The sequence below is a fragment of the Nonomuraea sp. NPDC049141 genome, assembly GCF_040648415.1.
GTDB lineage: Bacteria > Actinomycetota > Actinomycetes > Streptosporangiales > Streptosporangiaceae > Nonomuraea.
Genome location: NZ_JBEZDR010000001.1, coordinates 131,710 through 146,381, shown reverse-complemented (window position 1 = coordinate 146,381; position 14,672 = coordinate 131,710). Strand labels below are relative to the sequence as shown.

Genomic DNA, 14,672 nt, shown 5'->3' with positions numbered 1-14,672 from the left:
CCTCGCCTAGCGGAAGATCAGGTTGGTGTCGAGCGTCACCGCGAACGGCTCCGGTAGCGGTAGCGGCAGCCCGGCGGCGGCGACGATCGAGGCGCGGTATTCGCCCTCGTCGAGCCCGTAGAGCAGCCTGACCGACGGAGGCGTGGAGAAGTCGTCGAGGACCAACATCATCGGGACGCCCGCCCGGGCGTACTCGGCCGGCTTGACGTCCAGATCGTCGTCCCGGCTGTCGGAGGACACCACTTCGACGACCATCAGCGTGCCGTATCCGTACGCCTGGTTGTCGTCGAACTCGGGGCTGTCCGGTGGTGTGATCAGCAGATCGGGCAGCCGTTTGTCGCCTCGATGGGGCGGGATGTGAACCGCCCAGGTCTGGTAGAACTCCCAGCCGTTCTTCCGCTTGACGTCGTAGAGCTGGTCCGACAGACGGTCGACCAACACGCAATGCCGCATCTTGGCCCGGGGACTCACATAGATCCGTCCACCGACGATCTCCGGTCTCAGACCCTGACCGACGAGCTTCTCCCACACCTGTTCGCGATGGAGCTCGTCTTCCGTGGGTCCTGATGCCCCCCATCCCGGCCCCCACGTGGGTGCGGCGGCCGCCGGGTGCTCCGGACCCAGGGCGGCGCCGTGCCCGGGCGTGATGCCGGTGGCCATGGCGGTCATCCTTTCGCTCGCGTCATCGAATGTGCCCAGACCCGGCAGCCCGGCGAGGGCGCCTGGCCTAGAGGAAGATCGGACCGGTGTCGAGGGCGATCCCGAACGGCTCCGGCAGCTTCAGCTGCTCGCCCTCATCCACCTTGGTCATGCTGCGATATTCGCCGTCGCGCGGATCCGACAGCAGGGTGACCGTGCGAGGCTCGGCGAATTCATCGACGATCAGCATGAGGGGGACGCCCGCCCGGGCGTATTCGGCGGGCTTGACTTTCAGATCGTCGTCCCGGTTGTCGCAGGAAGTGATCTCGACGGCCAGGATCGTGCCGTCGCCGTCGGCCTGGTTGTCGTCGAACTCGGGGCTGTCCGGTGGTGCGATCAGCAGATCAGGGATCCGTTTGTCGCCTCGATGGGGTGGGATGTGAACGGCCCAGTTCTGATAGAACTCCCAGCCCTTGTCGATCGCGAACTCGAAGAGCTGCAGCTGAACGCGATGGACCAACTGCGCATGGCGCCTCTTCGTTGAAGGGCTCACTATGATCCTTCCACCGATGATCTCGGCTCTCCAGCCGTCTTCGATGAGGGACTGCCAGAGCCGTTCGCGCTTGAGCTCGGTCTGGGTCGGTCCTGACTGTCCCCAGCCTGGACCACGACCAGGCCAACGCTCAGGCGCGGGCGCGCGCCCACGTGACTTTCTGCGCGTCGTGCTGGTGGCCACAGCGGTCATCCTTTCGCTCGCGTCATCGAAAATACTACACTGCGTGACCGTTCATTGACTGTATGAAAGGGGCTCATGATGGGGTTCTCGGCAGGCGAGAAAAGGTGGCGCGAGCGGCTGGGCAGCCTGCGTGACGTGGTCAGGCAGGAGCTGGTGAGCCGTCAGCTGGCGGCCCATCTCCCGCCCGCCCCGGCCGGAGTGCTGGACGTGGGATGCGGGCAGGGCACCCAGGCGCTCAGGGCCGCCGCCCAGGGGCATCGCGTGACCGCGCTCGACGCCTCCGGCGATCTGCTCGGGCTGCTGAAAGAGCAGGTCGAGCCGGGGATGGCCATCGACGTCGTACAGGCGCCCGCCGAGCGGCTGGGTGAGCTGTTCGAGCCGGGGAGCTTCGACGTGGTCCTCTGTCACGGCGTGCTCATGTACTTCGACGACCCCGACCCGCTCCTGGCCGCCATGGCGGGCCTGCTCGCGCCCGGCGGGCTGCTGTCACTCCTTGTGCGCAACGGCGACGCGCTGGCCATGCGGGCCGGGCTGAGGGGGGACTGGGCGGCGGCCCGGGAGGCGTTCGACGGGAGCGGCTACACCAACCGTCTGGGCGTGGTGGCGCGGGCGGACCGGCTCGACGACCTGACGCGGCGCCTGGCCGTACAGGAGCTGGGCGTTCTGGAGTGGTACGGCGTGCGGGTGTTCGCGGACCTCGCGGCCGACGACGCGCCCCTTCCCGATGACCTGGACCTGCTGCTGGAGTGTGAGGAGCGGGCCGGGGCGAGCGAGCCTTATCGGCGGGTCGCTCCGTTGGTCCACGTCATCGCGCGGGCCGGTCATGCCAAGTAGAGTAAAGGTATGAATCCTCCCGGATCATGGTGCGAGCGGCCTAAGCCGCAGGCTCCTTCGTGTGAGCTGCCCTCCCCGTGGAGCAAGCCGAAGAAGCCCGACAACTGGTGCGAGGTTCCTAAGTCCCCGGTCCTGTCGGTCGTCGACTTCCTGCTGCGGGCCGCCAAGCGGTGATAGAAAGCCAGTTCGCTGGGTAGTCGCCTCCTCGGCAGAGGAGGTGACGTGAACGACACCCACAAGCTGGTCAATGATCTCTCCGAGCAGGTCTCCCGGCTCGTGAGGGATGAATTGCGGCTGGCCCGGCTGGAGCTCACGCGGAAGGGCAAGCGGGCGGGATTCGGCGCGGGCCTGTTCGGGGCGGCGGGAATGGCCGCGTTCTTCGGTGGCGCGACCCTGGTGGCCACCGTCATTCTGCTTCTCGCTCTGGTGATGCCGGCATGGGCGGCTGCCGCGCTCGTGGCCGGAGTCCTGTTCATCGTTGCCGCGGTTCTGGGACTCATCGGCAAGAACCAGGTGAAACAGGCGACGCCGCCGCTGCCGGAAGAGGCGATCGCCAGCGTCAAGGCCGATATCGACATGGTCAGGGAAAGGGCCCGGCGATGAGCGAGACGGACCCTGAACACAGCGACCAGGGATATGTCGAGCAGCACGCGGGGGACGTGGGTGCTCGCCGGACGAGGGTCGGCATGCCGACGGACCACGAGTCCGTCAACGTGCCCCCCACCAGACCGGGCGCGGCGGAGAACGCGCTGAAGGCGGAGGCCGCCCGCCGGGAACACGAAACATTCATCCCCGAACCCCCCATGGCGGACGACCGGACCGAGGCGACGGAGGCCCGGGAAGGTGAGACGGAGTCGCTGGGGGCGGGGTCGGACGACGATGACGACGAGGAAGAGGACGACGTGCGAAAAAACATCAAGGACACCCGCGAGGAGCTCGGCAACACCGTGGCGGCTCTGGCCGACAGGACGGACGTGAAGGGACGGGCGAACGACGCGGCCGAGGCGGCGAAGGGCAAGGCCGCCGAAGTGGCCGAGGTCGCCAAGGACAGAGCGGTAGAAGTGGCCGAACTGGCGAAGGACAAGGCCGCCGTGGTGGCGGATGTCGCGAAGGACAAGGCCGCCGCGGTGGCGGACGTCGCGAAGGACAAGGTCACCGAAGTGGCCGACAAGGTACGAGACGTCACGCCCGACCAGGTCAAGGACGCCGCCGACAAGGTCGCCACCGAGGCCAGGAAGCGCCCCGTGCTGGCCATCGCCGCCGCGGCCGGCATCGTGGCCCTGCTCCTGCGCCGGATCATGAGGCGCGGCAGGGCCAAGTGAGCCCCAGAGCCCGATAGCCTGCCTCAGTGATTCGTCGAACGGCCGCCACCGCACTGCTCGCCCTGCTCGTGATGGGGATCGGCACGAGTTGCGGCGCGGGGTCGGCCGTCAGCGACTACGGCCAGATCTTCAAGGGCGCCAAGGGCTCGACCGTCAACGTGGAGGTCGGCACGGGCCAGCGGTTCTCGCTGGCCGTCGCCGACAACCCGTCCACCGGCGACCAGTGGCGCCTCCTGGCGGTGCCGGACGCCAAGGTGGCCTCGTTCATCAGCAAGGAGTACGTGAGCGAAGGCGGCGGGCCGGGCTCGGGCGGCACCAGCTACTTCGTGTTCAACGGCAAGCAGCCGGGCACCACCGAGATCAGGCTCCAGAACTGCTGGCGCTGTCCGAGTGCCACGCCGAGCCCCACTCCGGTCGACGCCCAGAGCAAGGAGCAGTCGGGCGAGGCGATATTCTCGGTGATCGTCAAGTAGGGCAACCGCTGGGGAGAGCTGTGGATTTCTTGCGAGTACGCGCCTCCACCGACGGCGCGGAGACGATCTCGTGGTGGACCGGCGACGTCTACGGCTGGCAGCAGGACGACGGTCCCCACCACCTGTTCGGCTTCGAGGGCGTCAACGTGGCCAGGGCGGTCGAGGTCGATGGCGGCTGGCAGCTGCTGACCAGGGAGGCGGCGGCCTACCTCGACCCGAAGTCCCGCGAGATCCTCACCACCTGGGACAACCCGTTCACCGAAGAGTCCGTCGAGGTCCAGCACGTCTTCAACGACCCGGTCAACCAGCGGTTCGGCGCCTACCCCGTGCCCACCACCAGGCTCGGCGACCAGGTCGTCTACAACGCCGACATCCGGCTGGCCTACCCGTCGCCGCTCAAGGTCGCCGACTATCCCGACAACTCGGCCAGTGACACCTACCGGGCGCTGGAGCTGTTCCAGTTCTTCGCCTCGGCCAAGGAGCTCGACTCCGGCGTGCCGAGCGTGCCGAGCGTGTTCTCGTGGTGCCGGGTCTCGCCGTGGCTGCCGTGGATGGCCATGGGGCAGCGCCAGGGCGGCCTGGTGTACCACTGCCGGGGCCACAAGACGACAGAGGTGCCCGACCGGCTCCGCGCGCACGTCGGTGAGCACTTCCTGCACGCGCCCGCGGAGTGGTCGGCGCCCAACGTGACCAGCTGGACCGCTTTCGCGGCCAAGGCCGCCCAGTAGAGCCGAGAAGCCGGCCCGATAGGTAGGGTCGGTCGGTGAGCAACGACCTGTTCTGCGAGATCGTCGCGGGCGAGCGGCCCGCCCACATCGTCCACTCCGACGAGGTCGTGGTCGCCTTCCTCGACGCCCGCCCGGTCTTCAAGGGCCACGTGCTGGTCGTACCGAGGCTCCATGTCGAGACGTTCGGCGACCTCGGCGATGTCGGCCCGTTCTTCGAGCGGGTCCAGTTGGTGACCCGCGCGGTCGAGGAGGGGCTGGAGGCGGCGGGCACGTTCGTCGCGATGAACAACCGGATCAGCCAGAGCGTCGCGCATCTGCACGTCCACGTGGTGCCGCGCAACCCGAAGGACGGGCTGCGCGGTTTCTTCTGGCCACGCACCAAGTACGCCTCGGAGGAGGAGGCCGGCTCCTACGCCGAGCTGATCGCTAAAGCGCTTCCTGCGGGATGACCTGCTCGGCCTTCGGCGGCCGGGTGACGAGCGGCAGCACGATGGCCACCAGCGCCATGATCCCGATCACGGTGAACGCCGTCGTGTAGTTGTCGCCCGAGATCAGCGCGGCCGCGAGCAGCGGCCCGACGATCCCGCCGACGCTCCACGCCACGATCATCAGCCCGTAGATGGCTCCCGCGTTGCGCAGGCCGAAGAAGTCGCCCGCGGTGGCGGGCATGGTGCCGAACCCGCCGCCGTAGCAGAGGTAGACCACCGCCGACAGGATCGCGAACACCGCCACCTGCGAGGCGTGGCCGAGCAGCAGGAAGCAGACGCCCTGCAGGCCGAGCATCCCGGCGAAGGCGAACATCCGCCCGGTCCGTTCCGAGAACCAGCCCCAGAAGATCCGCCCGGCGCCGTTGAACAGCCCCATGACGCCGGTCAGCGTGGCCGCGGCGGCCGCGGTGTAACCGGCGATGGACGTGGCGGCCGAGCTGATCACCGAGATGAGCGCGATGCCCGCCGTGACGTTGAGGCAGAGGATGGCGGCCAGCAGGTACCACTGCGGTGTACGCAGCGCCTCACCCTGCGTGTACTCGCGCCCGCTGGCGGCGATCCGCCCGGCCGCGGCGACCTGGTAGCCGGCCGGCGGGTTGCGGAAGAAGAACGAGCCGATCAGCGTCATCACCAGGTACGCGACACCCAGCGTGAGGAACGCCCTGGTCGGCACCGCCGCGTTGGCCTCGACCAGCCGCTGCGCGACGGGCGAGGTCACCACGGCGCCGAAGCCGAAGCCGCCCACCGCGATCCCTGTGATCAGGCCGCGCTTGTCCGGGAACCACTTCTGCAGCATGGCGATCGGCACGATGTAGCCGAGCCCGAGGCCGAAGCCCGCGATGACGCCGTAGCCGAGGATGAGCAGCCACAACTGCGCGTGGTCGGTGGCGAAGCCGGCCAGCAGGATGCCGATCGAATAGAGCACGCCACCCGCCATGGCGACCGGCCGCGGGCCGCGTACGTCCTGGATCCGGCCGCCGATGTAGGTGCCCAGGAAGATCATGCCGATCGTCACCGAGAACGGCAGCGCGGCCTCGGCCTTGGTGAGGTCGAAGTCGCTCACCTTGGCCTGGAGCGCCTTGGAGAACACGCTCCAGGAGTAGACGGCGCCGAGCGCGAGCTGGAAGAGCACCGCGGCGCCCGCGAGTAACCAGCGATTCATACGACTCTCACCACCGCGTTGTAGTCGGGGATGCCCGCCTGCGGCGAGCGCTTGTGCCGGTCGATGAGCACCTCGCCCTCCGGCCAGTGGACCTGCAGGTTGCCCGGTGCGACGGGGGCGTGCACGACCCGGCCGGTCAGCTCGCCGGTCTCGCTCCTCAGCCGTACCGGGTCGCCGTCCTTCAGGCCGAGCCGGTCGGCGTCGAGCGGGTTCATCAGCACGGCCTCGCGGGTGGCGCCGGTGAGGGAGTCGCGCTTCTCGTACACCATGGAGTTGAACTGCTTGCCCCTGCGGGTGGTGACCACGAACGAGCCGTCGGGGCGGTTCAGTGGCGGCACCTCGACCACCGAGAAGTGCGCCCGGCCGTCGGCGGTGGGGAACTTCCAGCCCACGCAGAGCAGTGGGCCGCCGTACTGGAGGTTGTCGCCCTTGGCCTTGAGGTCTTCGATGCCGGCGTAGGAGGGGACGGAGCGGGCGATGTCCTCGCGGATCTGCGGGGTGCCGGTATAGCGCACCTGTTCTGAAATTTCGGGACGTGTGCGGGCGGCCAGTTCGGTGGTGATCTTCCACTCCGGCCACGCCTCCGGCACGCGCGGGCCGGGGATCTCGGGGGAGAAGATGATCCGCCGCTCCGTGGAGGTGGCCGTGACCCCGCCGATCATCTCGTACCGGGTCTGGGCGGGCAGCAGGAGCACCGCGGCACCGGGCTCCACCAGCATCTGGCTCGACAGGCAGATGTCGATGTGCACCCGCAGCGGGATCCGGGCCAGCGCCTGGCGGCAGGAGGCCGGGTCGGGCAGGACCTCCAGGAAGTTGCCGCCGCTGGAGATCAGCACGTCCAGGTCGGCCGCCAGCATCTCGGGCGCGGTACGGCCGGGCGACGAGGGCACCTCGAAGCCCCACAGTGCCGCGAACGTCGCGGCGTTCTCCGGGGTGACGGCCAAGCCGCCCGGCAGTGCCGTGCTGTAGGCGCCCATCTCGGCGCCGCCCTGCACGCCGCTGTGACCGCGAATCGGCATCAGCCCGGACTTCTCGCGGCCCACGAAGCCCTTGCTGAGTCCCAGATTGATGATCGACCGGACGTTGTCCTCGCCGAACTCGTGCTGGGTGATGCCCATCGACCACACCAGCACGGCGGTCTTCGCCTCGAAGAGCATCTTGGCCAGCTCGCGCATGTCGTCTTCCGACGCCCCGGAGACCGCGCTCAGCTCCTCGAACGAGCGCTTGCTGAGGGACTCGGCCAGCTCCGGGTAGCCCGCGGTGTGCGAGTCGACGAACTCGTGGTCCACCCAGTTGTTCTCGATCATCATCTTGAGCACGCCGCTGAGGAACGCGATGTCGCCGCCCACGTTCACCAGGAAGAACCGGTCGGTGATCCTGGTGCCGAAGACGGCGCTCTCGATGTTCGACGGCACCCAGTACTTGTCCATGCCGGGCTCGCGATAGGTGTTGACCACCGCGACCTTCGTGCCCTCCTTCTTGGCGTGGTAGAGGTACTTCATCGCGACCGGCTGGTTGTTGGCCACGTTCGAGCCGATGAAGACGATCAGGTCGCTGCCGATCCAGTCCGTGTAGGAGCAGGTGGTGGCCGCCACGCCGAGCGACCCCTTCAGCGCCACGGTCGACGGCGAGTGGCAGATCCTGGCCGCGTTGTCGATCGAGTTGCCGCCCAGGGCGCGCACGGCCTTCTGCGCGGCGAAGTAGTTCTCGTTGGGTTCGCCGCGGCTGGTCATGTAGAGGCCGAACTTGTCCGGGCCGGCCTGCCGGAGCCGGTCGGCGGCCAGGTCCAGCGCCTCGTCCCAGCCGATCCGCCGGAACCCGGCGTCGCCGCTCTCGCGCAGCATCGGGTACGGCAGCCGGCCCAGGTCGCGTAACTCGGCGCTGCTCATGGCCGACAGCTTCGACACGTCGGACAGCAGCCCGCCGTCCAGCGGCGGCATCGTGTTGAGCCGCAGCAGCCGCAGGCGGATGTTGCACAGATGGACCTCGTCCATCGTCCAGTCGCGCATGCCGGTGGTGCCGAGCGCGCAGCCGTCACAGGCGCCGTCACGCAGGATCCGCCAGGCATACCGCCGTTGACCGCGGTTCTCGCGGACGGCCTTCCAGATCTCGAGGTAGTTGTTGGGCTTCTGCTCGCCGAGCCCGAACGGTTTCAGGCCGGCCCAGTTCTTCGGATCGAGGCCCATGACAGAACTCCTTGCCGTTTGTCGGAACGTAGATCCGGACTGTCAAAGCGTCAAGGTGGCCAGTAAGCTCCGGCGGCGTGGAGTACCTGGTCGGATTCGCCGTGGTGACCGTGCTCGTCGGCGTGCCCGCGATCGTGCTGTGGCGGGTCCTGCGCGGCCGGCGTGAACTGGGCACCAGCCCGGCGGAGCGGGCCACGTTCGAGACCCTGCACACCGCGTCCCTGGCGGGGCCGCCGCTGCGCGCCGGGCTGACCGAGGAGGGCGCGCAGAAGGCGTCGCGGCACCTGCGTACGCTGCTCGGCTCGTCGGCGCTGGCGATCACCGACGGCGAGCGGCTGCTCGTCTACGACGGCGCGGGCGAGCACCACGCGAGGCAGGCGTTCGAGCACGCGGGAGCGACGCTGAAGGATGGCCGCATCCAGGTGCTCGCCATCGAGTGCGAGCTGCTCGAATGCCCGATCAGGCACGCCGTGGTCGTGCCGCTCAGCACCGACGACCGGGTCGTCGGCGCGCTGGCGGCCTACGGTCCGCACGGCTCGGCGGGGCTGGTCAAGGCCGCCCAGGTGGTGGCCGGGTGGGTGGACTCCCAGCTGGAGCTGGCCGAGCTGGACCGCTCCCGCACGCTCCTGATGGAGGCGGAGGTACGGGCGCTGCGGGCGCAGATCTCGCCGCACTTCATCTACAACTCGCTGACCACGATCGCGTCGTTCGTCCGCACCGACCCGGAACGCGCCCGCGAGCTGCTGCTGGAGTTCGCCGACTTCACCCGCTACTCCTTCCGCCGGCACGGCGAGTTCACCACGCTGGCCGAGGAGCTGCGCTCGATCGACCGCTACCTGATCCTGGAGCGCGCCCGCTTCGGCGACCAGCTCCAGGTGACGCTCCGTATCGCCCCCGAGGTGCTGCCCGTGGCGGTGCCGTTCCTCTGCCTGCAGCCGCTGGTGGAGAACGCCGTCCGCCACGGCCTGGAGAGCAAGAACGGCGTCGGCCGCATCACGATCGTCGCCGAGGACGCCGGAGCCGAGTGCCGCATCGGCGTCGAGGACGACGGCCTCGGCATGGAGCCCGACAGGCTGCGCCGCATCCTCGCAGGTGAGGTGGCCCCCGCGGGCGGGGTGGGGCTGGCCAACGTGGACGAGCGGCTCCGCCAGGTGTACGGAGACGAGTACGGACTGGTCGTCGAGACGGGCCCCGGCGCGGGCACGAAGGTCAACATCAGGTTGCCGAAGTATCACCCCGGCGTCTCAGCCCGTTGACCTCGATCTTTGTTGTCTGTTTTATCACTGTCTATGGCACAACTCCGGGTCCTCGCCGTTGACGACGAGCTACCCGCTCTGGAAGACCTGTCGTACCTACTCCGCGCCGACCCCCGCATCGGGGAGGTGGCCACCGCCAGGGACGGTGCCGCGGCGCTGCGGCTGCTCGACCGTGCCATCGCCGACGGCCGGCCCATCGACGCCGTCTTCCTCGACATCCGCATGCGCGGGCTGGACGGGGTGGTGCTCGGGCGGCTGCTGTCGCAGTTCGCCAATCCGCCGCGGGTCGTGTTCGTCACCGCGTACGAGGAGCACGCGGTCGACGCCTTCGAGATCAAGGCCGAGGACTACCTCCTCAAACCGGTGCGCCCGGAACGGCTGGCCGAGGCGATCAGGCGGGTGGCCGTCTCGGCCGACATGCCGGTCGAACTCGGCGAGTCCGACACGATCCCGGTCGAGCTGGGCGGCGTGACCCGGTTCGTGTCCAGCGCCGACGTCGTGTACGTCGAGGCGCACGGCGACTACGCCCGCCTGCACACCGCCACGGGCAACCACCTGGTCCGCATCCCGCTGGCCACGCTGGAGGAACGCTGGGCCTCGGCCGGGTTCGTCCGGGTGCACCGCAGCCATCTGGTCGCGGTCAAGCACATCGAGGAGCTGCACATCGACTCGGGCAAGTGCACGGTCCGGGTGGGCGACACCGAGATCCCGGTCAGCCGCCGCCACACCCGCGAACTGCGCGACCTGCTCGTCCGCAGAGCCAAGAGAGGACGGCTGGAGTGAGCCCGGAACCCCGCCCCGCCCGCCGGGTGCCGCTCGCCCGCCACGACACGGCCCGCCGGGTCACCGTGACCAGCCCCAGGACCGCCGCCGCGCGCCGCCCGCGCTACCCGGCCACCCGCGAGATCGACGAGCAGACCCATGTCGGCGAGGTGTACATGCGTTCGCTGCTGCGTACCCAGTTCCGCCTCGCCCTGTTCGTCTGCACCGTGTTGGGGTGCGTGGTGGGTGGCCTGCCGCTGCTGTTCCTGGCCATTCCGGAGCTGCGCGAGGTGGACCTGCTGGGCATCCCGCTCCCGTGGGCGGTGCTCGCCGGCCTCATCTATCCGGCCTTCGTCGTGGGCGCCTGGCTCTACGTACGCCAGGCCGAACGCAACGAGCGCCACTTCGCCGACCTGGTCGAACGCCCATGAGCCTGATCGCGGTCGTCGTCGTGGTGGTGGCGGCCGTGCTCATCGGGGCGTTCGGCATCCGGTTCTCCCGGACGACCTCAGACTTCTATGTCGCCTCCCGCTCGGTCACCCCGCTGTGGAACGCCTCGGCGATCGGCGGCGAGTACCTGTCGGCGGCGTCGTTCCTCGGGGTGGCGGGGCTGATCCTTTCCTTCGGCGCCGACATGCTGTGGCTGCCCGTCGGCTGGACCGGTGGCTACCTCGTGCTGCTCGTGCTGGTGTCCGCGCCTTTGCGCCGGTCGGGGGCGTACACGCTGCCCGACTTCGCCGAGGCCAGGCTGGAGTCGATGACCGTACGCCGGACGGCCAGCGTGCTGGTGGTGCTCATCGGCTGGCTCTACCTGATGCCCCAGTTCCAGAGCGCGGGCCTGGTGCTGCGGACGGTCACCGGGGCGCCGGTGTGGGTGGGCGGGCTGCTGGTGGCGGTCGTGGTCGCGGTCAACGTGCTGTCGGGCGGCATGCGGTCGATCACGTTCGTGCAGGCGTTCCAGTACTGGCTCAAGCTGACCGCGCTGGCCGTGCCGCTGGTGTTCCTGGTCATGGCCTGGCACGCCGACGGGCGGCCCGCGGTGAGCGCGGCCGACGCGGTCACCTGGCAGGTGCCGCTCGCCGGCGGCAAGGAGTACGGCCTGTACTCGACGTACTCGCTGATCCTGGCCACGTTCCTGGGCACGATGGGCCTGCCGCACGTGCTCGTCCGCTTCTACACCAACCCGGACGGCCGGGCCGCCCGCCGCACCACGCTCGTGGTGCTGACGCTGCTCGGCGCGTTCTACCTGCTGCCCGCGCTGTACGGCTGGCTGGGCCGGATGTACGCGCCCGACCTGGTGCGGACCGACGCGGTCGTGCTGACCCTGCCGGGACGGATGATCGGCGGCACCCTGGGCGACCTGCTGACCGCGCTGGTCACGGCGGGGGCGTTCGCCGCGTTCCTGTCCACCTCGTCGGGGCTGACCGTGTCGGTGGCCGGAGTGATCGCCCAGGACCTGCTGAAGGGCGGCGTCCGCTCGTTCAGGGCCGCGACGCTGATGGCGGTCGCGGTGCCGCTGGGCCTGGCGCTGTGGGCGCGGGCCCTGCCGGTGGCGGACGTGGTGGGGCTGGCGTTCGCGGTGGCGGCCTCGTCGTTCTGCCCGCTGCTCGTGCTCGGCATCTGGTGGCGCCGGCTCAGCACCACGGGCGCGCTGGCCGGGCTGTTCGTGGGCGGCGGCCTGGCCAGCGCGGCGGTGCTGGCCACGATCACCGGCGGCCCGTACGACGGGATCGCCGGCGCGCTGCTGGCCCAGCCGGCCGCCTGGACGGTGCCGATCGCGTTCGCGGTGATGGTGTCGGTGTCGTTCCTGACGCCGCACCGGGTCCCGGCGGGCGTGGCGCGGACCATGGTCCGGCTGCACACACCCGAGAACCTCGACCTGGACCGCGGCGACTGGCGGCCCCGTTCGTCCTAAGGGGGCAGTTCGCCGGACCCCCGGGCGACCAGTTCGACCGGGACCTCGACCCGCCGCGGGGTGTCCGAGCGGTCCAGGAGCAGGTCCACCGCGCTGCGCCCCAGCCGCGTCACGTCGTAGCGCACCACCGTCACCCCCGGGTTGAACACGTCCGCCAGGGCGAAGTCGTCGAACCCCACGTACGCCGGGCGTTCGGGCCGCTCGCGCAGCGCCTGGAGGATGCCGATCGCGGCCCGGTTGTTAGTGGCGAAGAACGCCGTCGGCGGGTCGGCCAGCTCCAGCAGCCGCGTCACCTCCTGCCCGGCCCGCCACGGATCGAACACCCCCCGCACCACCAGCGACTCGTCCACCGGCACCCCCGCCTCCCGCAGCGCCGCGCGGTAGCCCGAGGCACGGTCGTGGACCGAACTGAACGCCTCGTCGTCGGAGATCAGCCCGATGCGCCGGTGCCCGCGCGCCAGCAGGTGCTCTGTCGCGATCCGCCCGCCCCTGACGTCGTCCAGCAGTACCACGTCCGCCTGCTCCAGGCCGTGCGGCACCCGGTCCACGAACACCGTGGTGAGGCCGCCGTGCTCGCCGAGCCAGCCGTGGTCGGCGGCCGACGGCACGATGATCAGCGAGTCGACCCCCCGGGCGTACATGGACTCCACGAGCATCCGCTCCCGCTCCGGCCGCTCCTCGTACGAGCCGAAGACCACGAGCGCCTCGTGCTCGGCCGCCGCCGCCTCCACCGCCTTGGCCAGCCGGGAGTAGAACTCGTTGGAGATGTTCTCCATGATCAGGCCGAGCGTCAGCATGGTGGCGCGGCGGGCCAGGCGGCTGGCCGCCTCGTTGCGGCGGAAGCCGAGCGCGCTGATCGCCGCCTGCACCCGCTGCTGCACCGGGGCGCTCACATGCGGCTCCTGATTGACCACTCGCGAGACGGTCTTCAGGCTCACCCCCGCATGCCGAGCCACGTCAGCCATGGTCGGTTTGGCTGTCATATGGTGCCCCCATGGATGATGAATGGATCTGTGGCCGGCTGGGCGAGGACGAACCGTGGATGCTGGGCGCGGTCAACCCGCCGGTGTTCGAGAACTCCCTGTTCACCTTCGAGACGGCAGGTGAGCTGGGCGAGGCCATCAAGAACGAGGACGAGCGCTACGTCTACTGGCGGGGCACCAACCCGACAGTCGATCTGGCGCAGCGCAAGCTCGCCGCGCTGGAGCGGGGGGAGCGGGCCAAGTGCTTCGCCTCCGGCATGGGCGCGATCGCCGCGACCATCTCCTCGCTGGTCAAGGCCGGTGACCACGTGCTGGTGCTGGGCGCGGTCTATGGACCGACCACGCAGTTCCTGCGTTACCTGGAGAAGTTCGGCGTCACGCATACGCACGTCGACGATCTCGAAGGCTGTGACAGCGCTATCAGGGCGAGCACCCGCCTACTCTACTTCGAGTCTCCCTCCTACATGGCCTACGCGGTCGTGGACATCGCCGAAGTGACCGCGTGGGCGCGGGAGCGCGGGCTGGTGAGCGTGATGGACAACACCTGGTCCACGCCGATCTTCCAGAAGCCGCTGACGCTCGGCGTGGACCTGGTCGTGCACTCGCTGTCGAAGTACATCGGCGGCCACAGCGACCTGGTCGGCGGCGTGGTGGTCGGGCCGTCGCGGCTCATCAGGCCGCTGGCGCTGACCGAGTACCAGCTCTACGGGGCGGCCATGTCGCCGCACGACGCGGCCAAGGTGATCAAGGGGCTGCGTACGCTGCCGGTGCGGATGGCGGCGCACCAGGAGCGGGGGCTGGCGGTGGCCGGGTTCCTGGCGGAGCATCCGGCGGTGCGGACGGTCAACTATCCGGGGCTGCCCTCGCATCCCGGCCATGCGCTGGCACTGCGCCAGATGTCCGGCTTCTCCAGCCTGTTCAGCCTGGAACTGGCCACCGACTCCCGGCCAGCGGTCGCAGCATTCATCGATTTGTTGCGATATTTCAGGATCGGTGTGTCTTGGGGAGGGTTTGAGAGTCTGGTCAACGCGCCCGCGCTCTCGACCGAGGAGAGCGTACGCGCGACCATGGGCATCCCGATCGGGCTGGTCCGCCTGTCGGTCGGGCTGGAGCCTGCCGACACGTTGATCAAGGACCTCGGTCTAGCGCTGGAGGGTGTCGGTCCCCTAGCGTGATTGACAGCGCTGT

17 protein-coding genes are annotated in these 14,672 nt (G+C 69.5%); 12 read left to right on the top strand and 5 right to left on the bottom strand.

All coding sequences use genetic code 11. The features are described 5' to 3' along the window. Nucleotides 1-6: 6 nt before the first annotated feature. Both AB0B91_RS00700 and AB0B91_RS00695 read right to left on the bottom strand, forming a co-directional pair. A complete protein-coding gene (locus tag AB0B91_RS00700) occupies nucleotides 7-660 on the bottom strand; it encodes a Uma2 family endonuclease (RefSeq protein WP_358312686.1) in 654 nt (217 codons plus the stop codon). Nucleotides 661-727: 67 nt separating this feature from the next. Then, the gene (locus AB0B91_RS00695) at nucleotides 728-1,375 is read right to left on the bottom strand and encodes a Uma2 family endonuclease (protein WP_358312683.1); all 648 of its coding nucleotides are present in this window, start codon (nucleotides 1,373-1,375) and stop codon (nucleotides 728-730) included. A gap of 78 nt (nucleotides 1,376-1,453) precedes the next feature. On the opposite strand from AB0B91_RS00695, the gene AB0B91_RS00690 reads away from it, so the two are divergent. Genes AB0B91_RS00690 through AB0B91_RS00660 form a run of 7 tightly spaced genes read left to right on the top strand, consistent with a single transcriptional unit; the run spans nucleotide 1,454 to nucleotide 5,181 of the window. After that, nucleotides 1,454-2,209, top strand: coding sequence for a methyltransferase domain-containing protein (locus AB0B91_RS00690; RefSeq protein WP_358312680.1), 756 nt, complete (start codon nucleotides 1,454-1,456; stop codon nucleotides 2,207-2,209). Nucleotides 2,210-2,218: 9 nt separating this feature from the next. Beyond that, entirely contained in the window at nucleotides 2,219-2,383 is a 165-nt protein-coding gene (locus AB0B91_RS00685; protein WP_219529574.1) for a hypothetical protein, read from the top strand. 48 nt (nucleotides 2,384-2,431) lie between these two features. Then, nucleotides 2,432-2,812 (top strand): phage holin family protein, encoded by a 381-nt coding sequence (locus tag AB0B91_RS00680; RefSeq protein ID WP_358312676.1) that lies wholly within the window; start codon nucleotides 2,432-2,434, stop codon nucleotides 2,810-2,812. Continuing rightward, nucleotides 2,809-3,531, top strand: coding sequence for a DUF3618 domain-containing protein (locus AB0B91_RS00675; protein WP_358312673.1), 723 nt, complete (start codon nucleotides 2,809-2,811; stop codon nucleotides 3,529-3,531). The genes AB0B91_RS00680 and AB0B91_RS00675 overlap by 4 nt, the downstream gene beginning before the upstream one ends. Before the next feature lie 26 nt (nucleotides 3,532-3,557). Continuing rightward, nucleotides 3,558-4,004, top strand: a complete 447-nt coding sequence (locus tag AB0B91_RS00670; protein ID WP_358312670.1) for a protease inhibitor I42 family protein — start codon at nucleotides 3,558-3,560, stop codon at nucleotides 4,002-4,004. A gap of 20 nt (nucleotides 4,005-4,024) precedes the next feature. Continuing rightward, complete coding sequence (locus AB0B91_RS00665) at nucleotides 4,025-4,732, top strand: DUF1838 family protein (protein WP_358312667.1); 708 nt, start codon at nucleotides 4,025-4,027, stop codon at nucleotides 4,730-4,732. Between the two features lie 35 nt (nucleotides 4,733-4,767). Continuing rightward, nucleotides 4,768-5,181 (top strand): HIT family protein, encoded by a 414-nt coding sequence (locus AB0B91_RS00660; RefSeq protein WP_358312664.1) that lies wholly within the window; start codon nucleotides 4,768-4,770, stop codon nucleotides 5,179-5,181. Here the strand turns inward: AB0B91_RS00660 and AB0B91_RS00655 are convergent. Further along, entirely contained in the window at nucleotides 5,159-6,382 is a 1,224-nt protein-coding gene (locus tag AB0B91_RS00655; protein WP_358312661.1) for an OFA family MFS transporter, read from the bottom strand. The genes AB0B91_RS00660 and AB0B91_RS00655 overlap by 23 nt on opposite strands. Beyond that, on the bottom strand, nucleotides 6,379-8,568 hold the full coding sequence (locus AB0B91_RS00650; RefSeq protein WP_358312658.1) for an FdhF/YdeP family oxidoreductase: 2,190 nt from the start codon (nucleotides 8,566-8,568) through the stop codon (nucleotides 6,379-6,381). The genes AB0B91_RS00655 and AB0B91_RS00650 overlap by 4 nt, the downstream gene beginning before the upstream one ends. Before the next feature lie 77 nt (nucleotides 8,569-8,645). Between AB0B91_RS00650 and AB0B91_RS00645 the strand changes: the two genes are divergently transcribed. From AB0B91_RS00645 to AB0B91_RS00630, 4 genes are read left to right on the top strand one after another with little or no spacing between them, the layout of a single operon-like run. After that, nucleotides 8,646-9,824 carry a histidine kinase gene (locus AB0B91_RS00645; RefSeq protein WP_358312655.1) on the top strand — a complete coding sequence of 393 codons (1,179 nt, stop codon included), beginning with the start codon at nucleotides 8,646-8,648 and terminating at the stop codon, nucleotides 9,822-9,824. Between the two features lie 33 nt (nucleotides 9,825-9,857). Beyond that, complete coding sequence (locus AB0B91_RS00640) at nucleotides 9,858-10,607, top strand: LytTR family DNA-binding domain-containing protein (protein ID WP_358312652.1); 750 nt, start codon at nucleotides 9,858-9,860, stop codon at nucleotides 10,605-10,607. Further along, nucleotides 10,604-11,017, top strand: a complete 414-nt coding sequence (locus AB0B91_RS00635) for a hypothetical protein (RefSeq protein WP_358312649.1) — start codon at nucleotides 10,604-10,606, stop codon at nucleotides 11,015-11,017. The genes AB0B91_RS00640 and AB0B91_RS00635 overlap by 4 nt, the downstream gene beginning before the upstream one ends. After that, nucleotides 11,014-12,501, top strand: coding sequence for a cation acetate symporter (locus tag AB0B91_RS00630; protein WP_358312646.1), 1,488 nt, complete (start codon nucleotides 11,014-11,016; stop codon nucleotides 12,499-12,501). Before AB0B91_RS00635 ends, AB0B91_RS00630 begins: the two co-directional genes overlap by 4 nt. Here the strand turns inward: AB0B91_RS00630 and AB0B91_RS00625 are convergent. Then, complete coding sequence (locus AB0B91_RS00625) at nucleotides 12,498-13,466, bottom strand: LacI family DNA-binding transcriptional regulator (RefSeq protein WP_358312643.1); 969 nt, start codon at nucleotides 13,464-13,466, stop codon at nucleotides 12,498-12,500. The genes AB0B91_RS00630 and AB0B91_RS00625 overlap by 4 nt on opposite strands. A gap of 29 nt (nucleotides 13,467-13,495) precedes the next feature. On the opposite strand from AB0B91_RS00625, the gene AB0B91_RS00620 reads away from it, so the two are divergent. Continuing rightward, on the top strand, nucleotides 13,496-14,659 hold the full coding sequence (locus AB0B91_RS00620; RefSeq protein ID WP_358312640.1) for a PLP-dependent aspartate aminotransferase family protein: 1,164 nt from the start codon (nucleotides 13,496-13,498) through the stop codon (nucleotides 14,657-14,659). The last annotated feature ends 13 nt before the right edge of the window (nucleotides 14,660-14,672 follow it).